This is a genomic window from Streptococcus sp. E24BD (assembly GCF_041807825.1).
Lineage (GTDB): Bacteria > Bacillota > Bacilli > Lactobacillales > Streptococcaceae > Streptococcus > Streptococcus entericus.
This window is the reverse complement of the sequence record NZ_JBGTZB010000023.1, coordinates 15,083-32,699: the sequence shown is the minus strand read 5'-3', so window position 1 is coordinate 32,699 and position 17,617 is coordinate 15,083. Positions and strand designations below refer to the sequence as shown.

Sequence of the window (17,617 nt, the reverse complement as noted above, 5' to 3'; positions counted from 1 at the left end):
GGTTTCAGAAACTTTGAAAAGACAAAACTCGCATTTTCATTGCCATAAACATAAAACGAGAGAAGACAAGAACTGTCCTCTCTCGGTGTTAAGTGGGTCAACCCACTACAGTTGACAAAGAGCCCTTTGTTTCATATGTGCCTTTTCCATTGTTCAAAAAGCTCTACAGTCTCTGTGGTGGTCTTATCCACTAGAGACTGTAGAGCTGAAATTTGTCTACACTTCTTTTGTCAACATAAGAGGTTTTTAGTCCTTATCTTCCTTAACATACTGGTATAAACTAATGAGCAAGGAAATGAAACTCCATAGAAGAATTAACAAAATAAATAACTTCGTCGGCTGTCTTATGGATGGAAATTGTGTTAAAACTAGAAAAAGTGATTGAATGAAAATTAAACTTTGAAGAAAAATGAAAAGCAATCCAAACTTCATAAAATTATTTTACCCCCTATCCATGTTAATCATAACATCCATTTTATTATAAACATTTGGGTCATGTGTAGCGATAATGATCAGACGATTAGTTGTCTTCAGACCGAGTATGAGTTTAATAATTTCCTGAGCGTTTTTTGCATCTAGCGAAGCTGTCGGTTCATCAGCTAATAGAATTGGGGAATCTTTTAAGATGGTTTTAGCAATCGCTACTCTCTGAGCCTCTCCACCAGATAATGAAAAAATTTTTCTACTTAAATCTAAAGATAGATTTACCTCTTGTAGCGCACGGAGCATTTGCTGCTTTTTCTCTGCTTCATCCAATTTTTTACCAATAAAGGCTAAGTCTAAATTTTCTTTAATTGTTCTATTATCCATTAACCCATAATTTTGAAAAAGGTAGCTAACATAATCCTTAAAATAAACTTTTTCTTTAATATTCTTTAACGGAGTGCCATCCACAAAAACCTCTCCTTCATCAACCGATTCTAGCTTACCAATAATATTGAGCAAAGTTGTTTTTCCAGTTCCAGACTCACCTACTATACCATATGTTTTCCCTCTCTCGAAATAATAATCTGATTTTGAAAATAAGATTTTTTCCTCAAAAGACTTACTTACTTGACGAAGTTCAATCATACTGGCCTCCTTTTAAATAACGGACGTAAATTCCTTTTTCTTTTTGCATAACCACAAAAAATACAATGAGTGAACATAACAGATAAGCAATAGGTACCATGACAATAGTAATAGAGAATCCTATAAAGAATGCAATGAGTGACAGACACAAATGGATGATTAGCATTAACATCAGAGGTAAGCGATGTAAAGCCAGTAAAGAATAGCCAGCCAACCGTTTGATCAAAAATTCTCTACGCCCTTGATAAAAATAGATTGTTACTAACAATTTTATTAATAGTAGTGAGCTAATACCACCAACAAGCATAACTGTAAACAAACTATTACGTTTTATTTCTAACTGTTGTATTTTTTGTAAGATGGCATATTTCCCATTTGTTAAAGCTCCTAATGCCGATGTCATCTGATGTTTTTTGATTAATTCTAAAACCTTTTCAGGCGAAGCGACTAAAATATTTGAGGGTATAAAATTTTCAACTGAAATTTTTTCAATAACTATAATGGGATACTTAACAAAAACTTCATTCGACCAAAGTTGCCCAACGCTTGAAAACACAGGAAAGACAAAGACTTTTTCTCCCCCGTTATAGCTAGCAAAACTGAGGACTGAATCTGGATAAGGGTTTTCATAGGGGATATTATCAGGTAAGAAACCTCGCTCTAAAAAGGTCCGCCATGCCTTAGACAAATTATCAAATTGATTCACCTCTTGAGGTAATAAAACAAGTCGATCATGCTCTTTCAAGTTAGCGATCCTTGCTTTTGTCTCCTTATCTAAATTCAGGGAGACTTCTTCTATAAACTGTTCATTGACATAAATAACATTCGATACGTTCTCTGGTGTTGGGGAAAAGCTCCCTTTATTTGGGGTATCAATCATAGCCATATGATCTAAGGTTGTTTCCACCGATAATGTCGGAACTTCACTTAGCAAATCACTAATAAAGGCTTCCCATTGTTGGCTGTTTACCATGCCCCCGTCATCTAAAGAAGTCAGTTGATAAAAATCTGATTTATTCGACCATTCTTGGTAACCAGCAGAAAGTGTGTTTAAGTCATTCTGAATTCCTGTCGCACCATAAACACTAGACATCACCGATACTAGGCTTAGTAGCTGTATGACCAAGACTAATATAGCCATCAATCGAACGGGAACTTTTCCCTTGATGGCATGAATAATTGGTTGTTGTTGAAGGATATGATAAAACAAGTGAGACAGAAAAAAATTAATCCCTAACAATAAAATCGTCCATACTATCAAAGGAGAAAAAACAATAAAGAAAGCTATCAGGGTTAACATGCCTGTAGCGGATAAGAAACTAATAACCCCCAAAATATGGAGAAGAAACAATAAAATAATAAATAGGCTTGAGGTAGTGACCTCTTGTAAAGCAATATCATATTTTCCTTGACCAGATAGCCGTTTAACACCAATATTTTTTAGTTCTGATATATAGTCCGATAATATTAGCGTTGCATAGACCACCAAAACAACTAAGGCAATCATTATACTCTGTGGTATTGTCAACATTAACCTTAGCAAAGCAAAATGCTGGTTTGTTGGAAAAACCACCACTTGATTGCCAAGTTCATTTAAGCGCTGGCTAAGTTGGTAGGCTGTTAAATTTCCGTCGACAATAACATATAAAGTATTATGGGGACTATCACGAATGAATTGGGCATCGCTTTGTATCGGGAAAATATCAGGTAACCGTTCGCCTCCAATCGGCACATAAGTATTTTCCAATAAACCTGTGTCATTATTTTTCGGAGAAACAATTCTCCTTGCCAGAATTAGACCTTCTTCTTTACTAATTTTTTCTAACTGTTCTGGAAGATCAATCGTAGATTTTTCCACAAAAATAATCTCTGAGTACCCGTAAGAAATCTCATTTCCATAATGTTGAATAAAAACAAGACCTAGAACAGTTAACACTAAAAACGTGACGAGTAAAAGCAGTCTGTTCAATCGTTTATACATAGGTCACCTCAACTATAGGACTAAAATGGCTAAAAGAGAGGGCAAATGACCTCTCTTCCTCCGTTACCAAATAGCATTGCCATTAGAATCATAGTGATTAACCGGATGGTAATAAAATGAAGCAGGGTCCCAAACATTTCCTATAGAGGAGTACGCCCAAACACCTGAACCTGCATTAGCCCAGTTTTTTGCTCCATTATTACGATTGACCACTTTGGCACCGTGCTTATTGTGTGAGTGATAATAATTTGAATAGGTATAAAAAGTCCCGTAACCATAGTTCCATGTGCCACCGTCGACTTCAACTGCACTAGCAATCAAGCCACTAGAAATAACAATAGCACCAGCTAAGATACATGTATATAAGGCATTTTTAATCTTTTTCATAATATAATTCCTTTCTAAAATAAAGATATGGGATTTTGGCGTAGTTATTTTTCCTAAAACGCCTCCTCTCTAACACTAAACCTAATTTGGATTCGCTTTCATGGTATCATGTTTTTTTAAAAATGTCAAATAAATCTACTCATTTTTTCGTTTTCATGTACAAATCTATACCATAAGATATGCGTTAAGATATGCGTTCTTGTGTCATGATGGATTGGCTTAAGATAAAATTATGGGGGTAAAAGGCTAGGACTTTTGCTGGTTTTATGATACAATAAAAGTAACCAGACAGCCGAAAGGCTTTTTTCTAAACAATCAATTAACAAAGGAGATGTGACATGTCACTATTAGATAGTTTTGATAAGGGTTGGTTTGTGCTACAAACCTACTCAGGATATGAAAATAAGGTTAAAGAGAACCTCTTACAACGAGCGCAAACCTATAATATGCTTGAGAATATTTTGCGCGTGGAGATTCCGACACAGACGGTCAACGTTGAAAAAAATGGTGAAACAAAAGCTGTCGAAGAAAATCGTTTCCCAGGCTATGTCTTGGTTGAGATGGTCATGACTGATGAGGCTTGGTTCGTGGTGCGGAACACCCCAAACGTCACAGGGTTTGTCGGCTCTCACGGAAACCGTTCAAAACCGACCCCGCTCTTGGAAGAAGAAATCAGAGCCATTTTGGTATCAATGGGACAAAGTGTGGACATTATCGACACCAACATTAATCCAGGAGACATGGTTCAGATTATCGATGGCGCCTTTATGGGACAAGAAGGGCGTGTGGTTGACATTGACAATAACAAAGTCAAGATGATGATCAACATGTTTGGTACAGAAATCGCAGCAGAGTTGGAACTTTATCAGATTGCAGAGTTGTAAGGTCAGTGCTAACGGCTAGTTATCTCTGGTTCAGGCAAACTTAGAGATACCGTTAAACAAGGGTACGGACATCGTTCGGCGACTGATAAGAATAACGAAATGAGGAATATAAATGAAAAGCATCTATAGTACCAAAGTCTACAACACGGGAGGTCGTGTCGGACAAGCCTTTACAGAGGATAAGTCTTTTCAGGCAACGGTAGTCCAACCAGGCACTAAGCAAGAAGGCGCAACAAACCCAGAACAGTTATTTGCAGCAGGCTATGCGTCGTGTTTTAACGGTGCTTTGTATGCTGTTCTTAAACAAAAAGATATTGTGGCAGAGGCAACAGTTTCAGCCACTGTTACACTTTACGCTTTGCCAGCAGCGGATTTGCCAAATGTTCAGCTGGGTGTTGCGATTGAGGGTCATATCGAGGGACTTACTTTGTCCGAGAGTCAGGAACTACTAGATTTTGCTCATACGGTGTGCCCTTATTCAAAAGCTGTTGCGGGTAATATAGATGTGACGGTTACCGCTGTTTAAGAGCGATTCCCTTAGCTGATGAGCCGTTACACGACCTCTCGATGCCCTCGCCAGCCAGAGGAGTGATTTGGTGGAGGAGCAATTCTTGACATCAGGGAACGAGAGGCAGCCCAAAGATGCCTGTTTGAAGAGGCAGATTGAGCGCGCAGAGCTCGCTACAGTCGTGAGAGCTGTAAAAGTTGATAGTATCAGCGCATTTTAGGGGCTAGTTGCTGTGCAGCTTGTGATTTCCCTCCTTCAAGGTCCGTACGCCTTGAAGCACTCAAACACTGTGTCTGGTTTAATTGACGATAAAAAGTGGAGCAATAAGCTGCCCTAGCCTTATCAGTTAACTAAAATCATTTGACGAAATATGCATTTTATCGTAAAATGAAAGAATGGATAAAACTGGCGACTGCCAAGACAGTAAGGAGCACACCTTGACATTAGACGTATTTGCAGGACAAGAAAAAACAGAACTTTCAATGATTGAAGTTGCCCGAGCCATTTTAGAAGAGCGTGGTCGTGATAACGAGATGTTTTTCAGTGACTTGGTCAATGACATTCAACGCTACCTAGAAAAAACCGATGCGGAGATTCGTTCAGCCTTACCTTATTTTTATGCTGATTTAAATACTGACGGTAGCTTTATTCCCCTCGGTGAAAACAAATGGGGTCTGCGTTCGTGGTATGCTATCGACGAAATTGATGAGGAAATCATCACGCTGGAAGACAATGATGACGACGAGGACGCGCCAAAACGTAAGAAAAAACGCGTTAATGCGCTTGCTGGTGATGATGACATCGACTACAGCGATGATGACCCAGAAGATGAAGACTATGGTCGTGGTGATGACCAAGAGTTAGAGTATGACGATGATAATGCTGACGATGAAAAATCTGAAGTTGACAGTTATGATAGCGAGCTAAACGAAATTGACATCGATGCCCCGCTTGATGATGACGACAGCAGTGTTGCCCTTGATGACGAGGATGATTTTTCAGAAGATGAAGAGGTTTAAGACTTCTCTTGTCTGCGTGGACAAGGCACTTTTGAACTAATCATAGCTTTAGCTTATGGCACCTTGTTCGGTAGTAGAGCATAGGGTAACGTCTCTCGTACCGAATGGTTTATTTTAGCATCGTGCTACGAGTCAGATAAGTCAGTCAAAACAGCCTAGTTAAGGACTTGGTTCTGGATGTTACAGGACTAAGTCTTTTTGCTTCTAGCCATAGCAATTGCTGTGGAAAGGTGCAGGTATCTTTCAGAAAATCAAGTTATCGCTAGAGAGTGTTACTTGGCAACAGAAACTAGTTGTTAACCATCTTATGCTAAGCCATCTAGTCAATTAGACTGAATTTGATTTATTCTTGTCAGCTATCTTGGGAGGGAAATCGGAGACGCGCCTTTTTGTGATTAGTTTTTAGGTATGGTATAATGGTAAAAAAGATATGTTGAGGACGAATATGCCATTACTTTACCAATCAACTCGTGATGCAAAAAACCGTGTCACTGCTAGTCAGGCCATTTTGCAAGGTTTGGCGACGGACGGTGGGCTCTTTACACCGACGGATTTGCCTGTTGTTCATCTGGACTGGGATCACCTGTCATCGGCCAGCTACCAAGAGGTGGCTCAGCTGATTTTGTCAGCTTTTTTGGATGATTTCACGCCAGAAGAGCTGGCGCACTGCATTCAATCTGCCTATGATGACAAGTTTACTAGCTCTGCCATTGCCCCCATTCGCAAGGAAGGCAATAGCTATATCCTTGAGCTGTTTCATGGGTCCACCATTGCGTTTAAGGATATGGCGCTGTCTATTTTGCCGTATCTGTTGACCACTGCGAGCCTCAAGCAGGGAACAGACAAGAAAATCGTTATCCTGACGGCGACTTCTGGTGACACGGGCAAGGCGGCTATGGCTGGCTTTGCAGATGCAGCAGGTACAGACATTATCGTCTTTTACCCTAAAGGTGGGGTTTCTAAGATTCAGGAATTGCAGATGACCACGCAGACAGGGGCTAACACTCACGTGGTGGCGATCGAGGGGAATTTTGACGATGCCCAGACGGCGGTCAAGCAGATGTTTAATGATGAGACGCTGCGGGAGCGTTTGGTGCAGGCGGGCTATCAGTTCTCTTCTGCCAACTCCATGAACATTGGTCGCTTGGTGCCACAGATTGTCTACTATGTCTATGCCTATGCCCAGCTGGTGGCGAAAGGAGAGATTGCAGCAGGTGATGCGATCAATATCGCTGTTCCGACGGGCAACTTTGGGAACATTCTCGCGGCCTACTATGCTCGTCAGATTGGTCTGCCTGTCCACAAGCTGATTTGTGCGTCTAATGACAACAAGGTCTTGACCGACTTTTTTGCCAGCAAAACTTATGACAAGAAGCGAGACTTTCGTGTGACGACCAGCCCATCTATGGACATCTTGGTATCGTCTAACTTGGAGCGCTTGATTTTCCATTTGGTGGGCAATAGCACAGCTAAGACCAAGGAGCTGATGGAGCAGCTAGCGATAGCTGGGGAGTATAGCCTGACTGAGTTTGATCCTGCTATCTGGGACTTGTTTGAGGCGGGATTTGCCACAGAAGAGCAAACTGCAGCTGACATCAAACGCCTCTATGAGGAAATGGGCTATGTCCAAGACCCGCATACAGCAGTGGCGTCCAGCGTCTACCAAGCTTACCGTACACGGACAGGAGATGAGACCCCAACCGTGATTGCTTCGACAGCGAGTCCCTATAAATTCCCACGCGTAGCCGTCTCTGCCATCACAGGAGTAGACAGCGGGGACGACTTTGTTGCCGTAGAGGAGCTAATAGACATCTCTCAGGTGGCTTTGCCAAAAGCTGTTGATGGTTTGCAGACCGCTACCATCCGCCACGACAAGGTGGTGGCAGTCGCTGACATGCAAGCAGCGGTAGAGAGCTATCTGGGTTTGTGAGAATTATGACTTATAGAGGAGCGAGGACAGATGTCTGAGCTCTTTTTTGGAGAATTATGTATTATAAAAAATTGTTGCGCATCGCTCTTCCCGCCATGGGAGAGAATGTCCTGCAAATGTTGATGGGGACGGTGGATGCTTATTTGGTGGCTCAGCTGGGAATTGTCGCCGTTTCTGCTGTTTCGGTTGCCAACAATGTGCTCAGTATTTATCAGGCAGTTTTTGTCGGTTTAGCTACAGCAGCCAGCAGTCTTGTTGCAAGGCAGGCTAAAGCTGCTGACAAGGTTGCTTTCATCGGACAAACGGTCGTTTTGACAGCTCTCGTTGGAGTGTTGCTGGGATTGGGAACCTTACTTTTTGGCGGTTATTTTTTATCAGGCTTAGGATTATCAGGTCATGTCTTAAGGCTTGGTCAGTCCTACATTGGTGTTGTGGGTGGAGCAACTGTTTTATTGGGGCTGATGATGAGTTTGAGCAGCCTCATTCGTGCGCAAGGGCAGCCGAATCTTCCGTTCTGGGTTAGTATCTTTGTTAATCTAGTCAATCTAGTTTTATCCGGCTTATTTTTAAAGACGACGGATTTAGGAGTGGTCGGAGTAGCTTTAGGAACGGTTTTGTCACGAGCCCTCGGTGTGGGCTTGCTCTGGCATTCACTTGATTCGCGTCCGACAGTGCACCAGCTATTGCTCAAAAAAGAAAATCCTCTCTGGCACCAGTCACTGCCACTCGTCGGTGAGCGGTTGATGATGCGAGCTGGTGACGTGGTGCTGATTGGCGTGGTGGTGAAGCTAGGAACGGAAGCCGTGGCTGGGCATGCGATTGGCGAAACCTTAATCCAGTTTAGTTACCTGCCAGCCTTGGGGATGGCTGTGGCGACGGTGATTTTAGTGGCTAACGATCGTCATCAGCAGGAGAAGCTCAATGGCTTAGTCCATCAATCCTATTACCTCACTATTGCGATGATGGCGTTGACGAGCTTAATCGTTTGGGGCTTTGGAGATTATTGGCTTAGCTTCTTTACCAAAGAGGCTGTTGTAACCAGCTACGCAAGGATTATTCTGCTTTTTTCCGTGCTGGAGTTTCCTGTGACGGCTGGAACACAGATTTTTACAGCGACTTGGCAAGGTTTGGGACGTCCTCAATTACCATTTGTAGCAACAAGCATCGGCATGTGGCTAGTTCGGGTACTGGGGGGCTATCTGATGGCGATTGAACTTGGTCTCGGGCTATGGGGGGTGTCGCTGGCTATTACCTTGGATAATCTTTGGCGCACCCTCTTTCTCTACTGCCGCTATCGTCGTTGGTTAAAAGGGCAGTCAGGGAAGGTTTCCTAAAATCATAAATAGAAAGAGAAATACAATGATGAAATCAATTGTGACAGATGTCTTTTTTCTTGGTCAGCCAAGCAAGCCTGCCACCAAGGCAGATTGTTTTATTGGTTAAGAATTGCAGGCGATGTTAGTTGCGAATAAGGACCGTTGTGTTGGCTTAGCGGCTAATATGATTGGTTACCATAAACGCGTTATTATTATCGACTTGGGTTTTCTAGTCTGGTCATGTACAACCCTGTTTTGCTAGGCAAGAGCCAGCCCTACGAGACCCAAGAGGGCTGTTTGTCCTTGTCAGGAAGTCGACAAACGACACGTTATTGTGAGAGAAGGGTACGCTTTTTCAATCAGCAATGGCAGGAGCAAACGCTGACCCTGACCGATTTTCCAGCTCAGATTTGTCAGCATGAATTGAATCATTTAGATGGTATTTTGATTTGAGGGTGTCGTTGGTTAAGGAGAAATTTCTACTCAGGGACTAGAAATTTTTACCAAAATGTGATAGAATGAACGAGTAAGGGTTTAGCTCTGCTATTGCCCAAAAAATAAAGGAGGCTATAACATGCCATTAGTTTCAGCAGCAGAATTTGTCAAAGCGGCGCGTGAGAACGGCTACGCTGTCGGCGGATTTAACACCAACAACCTTGAGTGGACTCAGGCTATCCTGCGTGGTGCAGAAGCCAAAAAAGCGCCAGTGCTTATCCAAACATCTATGGGTGCGGCTAAGTACATGGGTGGTTACAAGGTTGCTCGTAACTTGATTGCGAACTTGATTGAGTCTATGAACATCACTGTTCCTGTTGCCATCCACCTTGACCACGGTCACTACGAAGACTCTTTGGAGTGTATCGAGGTTGGTTACACCTCTATCATGTTTGACGGCTCTCACTTGCCAGTTGAGGAAAACCTTGCAAAAGCTCGCGAAGTGGTTGCTCTTGCACACTCAAAAGGGATCTCTGTTGAGGCTGAAGTTGGTACTATCGGTGGTGAGGAAGACGGTATCGTTGGTAAGGGTGAACTTGCTCCAATTGAAGATGCCATCGCTATGGTTGAAACTGGTATTGATTTCTTGGCAGCTGGTATCGGTAACATCCACGGCCCATACCCAGAAAACTGGGAGGGTCTTGACCTTGAACACTTGAAGAAATTGACAGAAGCTATCCCTGGCACGCCAATCGTTCTTCACGGTGGTTCAGGTATCCCTGATGAGCAAATCCAAGAAGCGATTCGTCTTGGTGTGGCTAAAGTTAACGTGAACACTGAAGGACAGATTGCCTTCACAGAAGCAACGCTTAAGTTTGCGTCTGACTACTCTGCTAACAAAGCTGAGTACGACAAGAAAAAACTCTTCGACCCACGTAAATTCCTTGCAGACGGCGTGAAAGCTGTTCAAGGTATGGTAGAAGAGCGTATCGATGTCTTTGGTTCAGCCAATAAAGCGTAGTCATTTCAGAAAAAAGCAATTTTCGGATTGCTTTTTTTAATCTAGCAAACATGGCAGAAAATTATCTATGTTGGTGAGCAAGTAAGGCATCTGCTGACAAAGGAGCAACGAAAAGCTATCCGACGACCATTGAGTTCTAAAGGATACAAGAAAAAATATGTTCAACAAGCTAAGTTTTATCATGAAAAAGGTTATCTGGTGCTAGTTGCGATTAACATGATGCTGTGGTTGCTGTTGGCCATGCGAACATGGTCGGATCAGACTTTTCATGTGGCGGTCCCGTCCTGGTGATTGAGGCAAGAATATAAACGGCGCTATCAAGATCGTGGCAATAACCGACGATTTATTACTGAAGTTATGCTGGTCTGGTATCCAACAACCTGGTTTTTCGGTCTTATGGCTATGATTTTTCCAAATCACGTGACCATTCTTCAATCAGGTGAGTACCTTGGGAAGGTTTGTTTAACAAAGGGTTATCTCTCCTCAGGCAAGATGACTTGACACCTTTTGTTTTTGGTACTTTTTAGTGATACGGTAAATAGCTGAGCTGATTTCTTATACTGCCTGTTAGGTTACTTCGTAAACGAGTTAATCGTTTTCAAATTTTCATTTGAAAAAAAACTTAAAAAGGGTTACAATAGATATATAAAATTTATTATGTCAAAAGGAGCATTTATGGCAGTTAGTACACGTCTTATCGAAACGATTGATGGGCAGGAGATTCATCAAATTACCTTGTCAAATCGCCGAGGAACTCGGGCGGATTTTCTGACCTTGGGAGCGACTTGGCAAAGTTTTTATTTCCCTCAACCTGATGGTCGATTGACTAATTTAGTCTTAGGACATGAGTTGCCTAGTGACTACCTTAAAAATGGCATCTGTGCTGGTCAGACAGTCGGTAGGGTGGCTGGTCGGATAAAGGCTGGTCAAGCCATAATCAATGGTGAGCTCTGCCATTTACCAACCAATAATAACGGGAATACCCTACATGGTGGACCTTATGGTCTTCACCGCCAAGTCTGGGATTACGGGATTATCGAAGAACCAGGTAAGTCTGGCGTTCGTTTCAGCTATCGGTCCTTGGCTGTCCTTGATGGCTTTCCTGGAGATATGACCATCACTGCAACTTATCTGCTGGATGATCACGACCGTCTCACTGTGACTTATGAGGGTAGTGAGGCGACCAGTGATACCCTCTTCAATCCGACTAATCATGTTTACTTTAACTTAGGTGAGCAGGATAATTTAGCGCGGCATACCTTGTTTATCGCTGCTAATGCCCGGCTTGAAACAGATGAGCATTTGATTCCGACAGGGCGACGTCTGGATGTCACAGGAACGCCTTATGATTTTCGGAAGAGCACATCAGTCATTGAGGCAATCAGCCTCACAGGTGGGTTAGATGATGCCTTTGAGGTCCTTGTTCCTGAGACCAATCCTATTGCTATCTTGACTGACCAGATGAGTGGTAATCAGGTCACCGTTTACTCTGAGCGTAATGGTCTGGTGGTTTACAGTTTTAACTTCCCTGAAGAAGGTGTCGTCTTCAGCCGAAGCAATGGGCGAGAAAACTTGAAACATGAAGGAATCGCTCTGGAAGCCCAAACCTTACCTGATGCGGTCAACCATGCTGATTTTGGGGATATTATTTTGAAAGCAGGTCAGACTGCCCGCTACACGATCACCTACGATTTTGACAGGATTGACTAATAAGTTCTAAAAAGCCACCAGCGAGACAGCTGGTGGCTTTTTAGGGTTAGCAACCTTTCAATTCCAGATAGCGATTGTACCAAATCTTAACGTATTCTTCTGAGAAGGGGCCTTTTTTTTGATTGATCCAGTCAACGAGGATTTTCACATTTTCCTTTAGAATCAAGTCCAAATCAGTAGGGTAGCCCATCTGACGACGATGCTGCTCATATTCTTCAATATCCAGCAGCTTTTTTGTCCCGTCAGTAAATACTTTGACATCGAGGTCATAGTCGATATACTTGAGCGCCTCTTGGTCGAGAATATACGGGCTAGCCATATTGCAATAATAAGAAATCCCCTCATCTCGAATCATGGCAACTACATTAAACCAAAATTTCTTATGGAAATAGACCAGAGCTGGTTCTCGTGTTACCCAGCGCCGCCCATCATTTTCCAAGACCAGAGTGTGGTCGTTGACCCCAATAACCGCATGCTCAGTGGTTTTTAGAATCATGGTATCTCGCCAAGTGCGATGGTGCTGGCCATTATGCTTATAACTCTGAATCGAAATAAAGTCGCCCTCTTTAGGTAACTTCATCCGCTTACCAACTTTCTAAAAAGTTTATCCACATCATTATTTTACCATAATCTGATTAAAAACGCACTAAAAATAATCCCGAAAAGCACGGTCGATGGCGGAAAACGAATAACCTTTCCGAGCTAAGGCCTGCTTTACCCGCTGTTTCAGTTCATAGCCATCGTATTTTCTGCTGTATTTTCGCTCTTGTTTCTCGAGTTCCGCCAGCAGGAGTTCGCCCTCTCTCTCTTCGTCGGTATCGATTGTTGCTGACGCAATGGCAGAGCTGGCGGTCTGATAGGAGAAACCCTTGTTGAGTAGGTGTTGGGTGAGCTTGTCTTTGAGCTCCTTTTGCGGTAGCTTACCACTGTACTTTCGGATGGCCTTGTTGACGAGCCGTTCAACAACCTCGGTAAAATCAGACTCCTCTAAGGCAGCCTCAATCACTCTCAGCGGAACTCCTTTTTGTATCAGTTTTTGTTTCAGTGCAAATGGCCCCTTGTCACCAGAATAGAGATTGCCTTGAATCAGTTGCTGGGCATAGCGGGCATCGTCCAGCCATTTATCGGCAGTCAGGCTGTCAATGACGGTCGAGATGATATCTTCGTCAATCTCATGTTTCATCAGGTAATCACGGACTTCCTTGCTTGTTCGTTGCTTGAAGGATAGGTGATAGAGGGCGAGATTTTTACCATAGGAAAATTGCGTAAACTGGCGAATGTCCTCTAGTTCCACATCGGTAATGTCCTTGCCCTTGGTCAACATGAACCGAACAATGGTATCCTCTGTGATATAAAGTCTTTCTGTATCATCTAGTTCTAGTAGGTAAAGGCGTTTTTTCTTTTCAAGTTTAGTAATCTTCATGTCTTCCATTATAGCAAAAAAGCGGTGCAGCTAACAATCAGGGTAATCTTGTAGCCTTGTAAATCGCTTGTTAAACCGTTATCCAATAGGAAAAAACGCACAAGAACAGGCAATCAGGTTTCCTGTTCTTGTGCATTTTCTTGGGTTATGGTGCGGTAATTGTATCTGCCCCCCCCATGTAAGGGCGTAGGACTTCTGGGATAGTGACAGAACCGTCTTCATTTTGGTAGTTTTCAAGGATGACTGCTACGGTGCGACCGACTGCCAAGCCTGAACCGTTGAGGGTGTGGAGAAGCTTGACCTTGCCGTCTTCGTCACGGTAGCGGATTTGGGCACGACGGGCTTGGAAATCTTCGGTGTTGGAACAGCTGGAAATTTCACGGTAGGCATTTTGGGCTGGAATCCAGACTTCCAAGTCATAGGTCTTAGCCGCTGAGAAGCCCATGTCGCCTGTGCAGAGGGCAAGAACGCGGTAAGGGAGTCCCAGTTTTTGGAGGATGTTTTCGGCGTCAGCTGTCATTTTTTCCAATTCCTCGTAAGACTCTTCTGGCTTGGCAAATTTGACCATCTCTACCTTGTGGAATTGGTGAAGGCGGATGAGACCGCGGGTGTCACGACCAGCTGAGCCTGCTTCAGAGCGGAAAGATGGGCTCATAGCGGTGAAGTAAATCGGCAAATCCTTGCCGTCGATGATCTCGTTGCGGTAGAAGTTGGTCAGAGGGACTTCGGCTGTCGGAATCAGTACCAGCGGACGTTCTTCGTCTGCGATTTCAAAGGTGTCTTCCTTGAATTTTGGATACTGACCAGTGCCAAACATGGAGTCACGGTTGACCAGATAAGGGGGCACGATTTCCTGATAGCCTTCTTTGGCGTGCTCGTCCAGCATGAAGTTGTAGAGGGCGCGCTCTAATCGCGCTCCTAATTTCTTGTAGAAGAGGAAGCGGCTGCCTGTGACTTTTGCCCCACGTTCCCAGTCTAGGATGTCGAGGTCTTCACCCAGATCCCAGTGAGCTTTGGGTTCAAAGTCAAAGGTGCGTGGTGTCCCCCAACGGCGGACCTCCACATTGTCTTCTTCATCTGCTCCCACAGGGACGCTATCGTGGGCAGTATTTGGCAGGATAGCGATGGTCTGGCTGATTTGCTCATCAATGCTGGTCAATTCAGCGTCAATCGCTTTGATGTTAGCCCCTAGCTCTTGCATGGCAGCGATTTGGCTGCTGGAATCTTCTTTGTTGCGTTTGGCAGTTGCAATGGCCTCGGAAGCCTTGTTGCGCTTGGCCTTAGCTTCTTCAGACTGGACCAAGAGCTCACGGCGCTTTTCGTCCAAGGTTTTGAGGGTTTCTAAGACCTTGCGGTCCACCCCACGTTGGGCGAGTTTGCTAGCGGTACCGTCAAAATCAGTACGTAGTCGTTTGATGTCTAACATAAGAGTCCTCCTTTGAAATAAAAACAGCACCAGTGTTTCTGCTGGAGCGTGTTCACGCGGTTCCATCCAGCTTCGCACAAGTGCCTTGATTGGTGATTGAGTTGTCTACACGGTAGAATTTCATCTGTCTTTTCTATCTGCTCACAGCTACCGCAGACTTTCTGAAAGAAAAGGACACACTACTTATCCGTTAGTCTTATTATACCTGATTTAGGACGATTTGGCAAATACTTGCTTGATTTTTTTACCGATTGTCTGCAAGAGTGTTGGCAATTTAATCACCTTATCATTACCAAGCTTCTCTCGAGCGATTTTCAGAATCTTACCAGAGTCCTTGCTGGCAAAGAGGAATTTTCCGCTGTCAGTTTGGATTTCAAAATGTCGGCTAACGGTTTTTCCATGAACGTTCGCACCGATATGCTGAATGTTGCCCCAAGGAATCTGGATGTAGCGTTCGACATTGGTGTCTGGGTAAAATTCGATTGCTTTGTCGCCAATGAGAAATTTGCCGACCTTGCTACCGATGTCTGCGTAGGACACGCCAGTTGTTTGAAAAAGAACAGTTGTGTTGAGTGATTGTGCCATAGGCTCCTCCTTGTTTTGTTTCTTTGAAATTATGAGGTTTTAGCCTGCCTTACCAGAGTTAGCTGAATTGGGGAGGCACAGTTAGGTGGGAACAGTGACGATTATTCGCAAGCAATTCCGTCCCCATCTCGGTCTAATTTTCGGCTGTAACCAGGCTCACCTAAATAAATCGGCGTGACCCCGGCAGCTCTGGCTTCAGAACAGTTTGCATATCTAACTGTAGCAGGAGCTTGAACAAATCCCTGTTGCTGAGAAACTATAGTCGCCTCTTGTTCCTCTGCTTGATGTTGAGCTTCTGCTAGTTCAGCAGCCAGTCGCTCCTCCTCAGCTTTTCTAGCAGCTTCTTCAGCCGCTTTTCTCTCAGCTTCCTCTTTTTCAGCGGCCAGTTTCTCTTCCTCAGCCTGTTTAGCAACTTCAGCAATCTGTTTCTGATTTTGTTCCGTTTCGGATACTGTAGTTGTGGTTGATTCAGGTATAAATGAGGAAGAATCTGTTTGCTTGTTGCCTATTTCTTTTTTTACCGCTGAAGAATTTGAAGATTGACTAGTTAATACCGTGCTGGTTGGTTTAGTCTGGTTTGGTGTATTTTCTGAGAAATATGAAGGAGCGAGTAGGAGTGTTCCTAGCCCTCCGATAGCCAGCAAAGAGATATATTTTTTTCGCTTATCAGGATTAGGTTGTCGTTTACTGTAGTACCAAGTTCCGATTACTCCCAAAAAGAATACTAAGGGGAGTAGAGCAATAATGAGACTGAGCAATAAGATTCCTCCCAAAAGATAGAGGAAGGCTTTCAGTGGTGTTATTTTTTTCATAAGAGACTCCTTTCGTTTTTTATATTATAACATTAAAATATATAAAGCGAAAGAAATCATATAATCGGACGAACAAAAACTTAGTTAGAATTTGTTGCGTGCTCAGCATCTTCTCAAAAGAAAGGGGAAAAGTAAGAGGCGACACGTCCCAAATGACGACAAAACCCTCACATAGTGAGGGTTTGCCATCTTACATGATACCTGCAACGCGTGCCAAGATACCAACGATGAAGAGACCTACAATAATGGTGATTGGAGATACTTTTTTCTTGAGCAACCACATACATAGGAAGGTCAAGAGCAAGTGCATAACACCTGGTAAGAGACCGTCCAAGTTTTGTTGGAAGCTAGTTATCTTAGTTGGTGTTTGAGAGAGACCTTGACCAACTTGGGCGAAGGCTTCACGAATTCCCTCGCTACCTTCTGGCAATTTATCCCAGTGGATAAATGCTTTATCATCTAATTGCACTTCTGAAACGTTAAAGGCAAACTTGATGGATACCCAGCGTTCTGCCAAAACAGCGATGATGAACATCCCAAGGATTGAGGCACCTTTGGTGATGTCTTGAAGGATACCACCTGACATGTCTTTGGTGATTTCACGACCAGATTTGTAACCGAACTCTTGGGTGTACCAGAGGAAAAGCATACGGATGGCGTTCCAAACGATGAAGAAGAGCATTGGACCGATGATGTTTCCTGATACGGCAAGGGAAGCACCGAGGGCACCGAGGATTGGGCGAACGGTAAACCAGAAAACAGGGTCACCGATACCAGCGAGAGGTCCCATCATCCCGATTTTAACCCCTTGGATAGCGGTATCGTCTACTTGACCACCGTTAGCACGCTCTTCTTCAAGAGCGAGGGTAACACCGACGATTGGTGCTGCCACGTAAGGATGCGTGTTGAAGAATTCCATGTGGCGTTTAAGTGCCGTCTGCTGGTCTTCCTTTTTAGTGTAAAGTTTTTTGATGGCTGGCACCATAGTGTAGGCCCAACCCAAGTTTTGCATCCGCTCGTAGTTCCAAGAAGCTTGAAGGAACTGAGAACGCCACCAGATGTTCTGACGGTCTTTCAGGGTTAATTGTACTTTTTCTGACATGTTTTTA

General features: G+C 43.6%; 16 protein-coding genes and 1 pseudogene. 8 read left to right on the top strand and 9 right to left on the bottom strand.

From position 1 onward, the window contains the following. Positions 1-441: 441 nt before the first annotated feature. The 3 genes from ACERC5_RS06885 to ACERC5_RS06875 form a co-directional block, all read right to left on the bottom strand. Complete coding sequence (locus ACERC5_RS06885; protein ID WP_373658179.1) at positions 442-1,071, bottom strand: ATP-binding cassette domain-containing protein; 630 nt, start codon at positions 1,069-1,071, stop codon at positions 442-444. After that, positions 1,064-3,052 (bottom strand): DUF1430 domain-containing protein, encoded by a 1,989-nt coding sequence (locus ACERC5_RS06880; RefSeq protein WP_373658178.1) that lies wholly within the window; start codon positions 3,050-3,052, stop codon positions 1,064-1,066. The genes ACERC5_RS06885 and ACERC5_RS06880 overlap by 8 nt, the downstream gene beginning before the upstream one ends. A 63-nt stretch (positions 3,053-3,115) precedes the next feature. Further along, complete coding sequence (locus ACERC5_RS06875) at positions 3,116-3,439, bottom strand: lactococcin 972 family bacteriocin (RefSeq protein WP_373658176.1); 324 nt, start codon at positions 3,437-3,439, stop codon at positions 3,116-3,118. Between the two features lie 338 nt (positions 3,440-3,777). Between ACERC5_RS06875 and nusG the strand changes: the two genes are divergently transcribed. From nusG to ACERC5_RS06835, 8 genes and pseudogenes are all read left to right on the top strand, one after another. After that, on the top strand, positions 3,778-4,323 hold the full coding sequence (gene nusG, locus ACERC5_RS06870; protein WP_373658175.1) for a transcription termination/antitermination protein NusG: 546 nt from the start codon (positions 3,778-3,780) through the stop codon (positions 4,321-4,323). 112 nt (positions 4,324-4,435) lie between these two features. Further along, positions 4,436-4,849 carry an Ohr family peroxiredoxin gene (locus ACERC5_RS06865; protein WP_373658174.1) on the top strand — a complete coding sequence of 138 codons (414 nt, stop codon included), beginning with the start codon at positions 4,436-4,438 and terminating at the stop codon, positions 4,847-4,849. A gap of 419 nt (positions 4,850-5,268) precedes the next feature. Beyond that, positions 5,269-5,850, top strand: a complete 582-nt coding sequence (gene rpoE / locus ACERC5_RS06860) for a DNA-directed RNA polymerase subunit delta (protein ID WP_373658173.1) — start codon at positions 5,269-5,271, stop codon at positions 5,848-5,850. A 445-nt stretch (positions 5,851-6,295) separates the two neighbouring features. Continuing rightward, positions 6,296-7,780, top strand: a complete 1,485-nt coding sequence (gene thrC / locus ACERC5_RS06855) for a threonine synthase (RefSeq protein ID WP_373658172.1) — start codon at positions 6,296-6,298, stop codon at positions 7,778-7,780. Positions 7,781-7,836: 56 nt separating this feature from the next. Next, positions 7,837-9,114: an MATE family efflux transporter gene (locus ACERC5_RS06850; RefSeq protein WP_373658171.1), complete on the top strand. Its 1,278-nt coding sequence runs from the start codon at positions 7,837-7,839 to the stop codon at positions 9,112-9,114. 25 nt (positions 9,115-9,139) lie between these two features. Continuing rightward, positions 9,140-9,549, top strand: a pseudogene (locus tag ACERC5_RS06845) (peptide deformylase). A 121-nt stretch (positions 9,550-9,670) separates the two neighbouring features. Beyond that, entirely contained in the window at positions 9,671-10,552 is an 882-nt protein-coding gene (locus ACERC5_RS06840) for a class II fructose-bisphosphate aldolase (RefSeq protein ID WP_373658169.1), read from the top strand. Positions 10,553-11,227: 675 nt separating this feature from the next. After that, positions 11,228-12,262, top strand: a complete 1,035-nt coding sequence (locus tag ACERC5_RS06835; protein ID WP_373658167.1) for an aldose epimerase family protein — start codon at positions 11,228-11,230, stop codon at positions 12,260-12,262. Positions 12,263-12,308: 46 nt separating this feature from the next. Here the strand turns inward: ACERC5_RS06835 and ACERC5_RS06830 are convergent, their stop codons facing one another. From ACERC5_RS06830 to ACERC5_RS06805, 6 genes are all read right to left on the bottom strand, one after another. Beyond that, positions 12,309-12,842, bottom strand: coding sequence for a DUF402 domain-containing protein (locus tag ACERC5_RS06830; protein ID WP_373658166.1), 534 nt, complete (start codon positions 12,840-12,842; stop codon positions 12,309-12,311). A 66-nt stretch (positions 12,843-12,908) separates the two neighbouring features. After that, entirely contained in the window at positions 12,909-13,685 is a 777-nt protein-coding gene (gene recX / locus ACERC5_RS06825) for a recombination regulator RecX (protein ID WP_373660478.1), read from the bottom strand. Positions 13,686-13,830: 145 nt separating this feature from the next. Continuing rightward, positions 13,831-15,111 (bottom strand): serine--tRNA ligase, encoded by a 1,281-nt coding sequence (gene serS / locus ACERC5_RS06820; RefSeq protein WP_373658164.1) that lies wholly within the window; start codon positions 15,109-15,111, stop codon positions 13,831-13,833. 210 nt (positions 15,112-15,321) lie between these two features. Continuing rightward, positions 15,322-15,696: a DUF956 family protein gene (locus ACERC5_RS06815; protein WP_373658163.1), complete on the bottom strand. Its 375-nt coding sequence runs from the start codon at positions 15,694-15,696 to the stop codon at positions 15,322-15,324. A gap of 101 nt (positions 15,697-15,797) precedes the next feature. Continuing rightward, entirely contained in the window at positions 15,798-16,508 is a 711-nt protein-coding gene (locus ACERC5_RS06810) for an excalibur calcium-binding domain-containing protein (protein ID WP_373658162.1), read from the bottom strand. Positions 16,509-16,698: 190 nt separating this feature from the next. Further along, positions 16,699-17,610 carry a PTS system mannose/fructose/sorbose family transporter subunit IID gene (locus ACERC5_RS06805; RefSeq protein ID WP_373658161.1) on the bottom strand — a complete coding sequence of 304 codons (912 nt, stop codon included), beginning with the start codon at positions 17,608-17,610 and terminating at the stop codon, positions 16,699-16,701. Positions 17,611-17,617 lie beyond the last annotated feature (7 nt).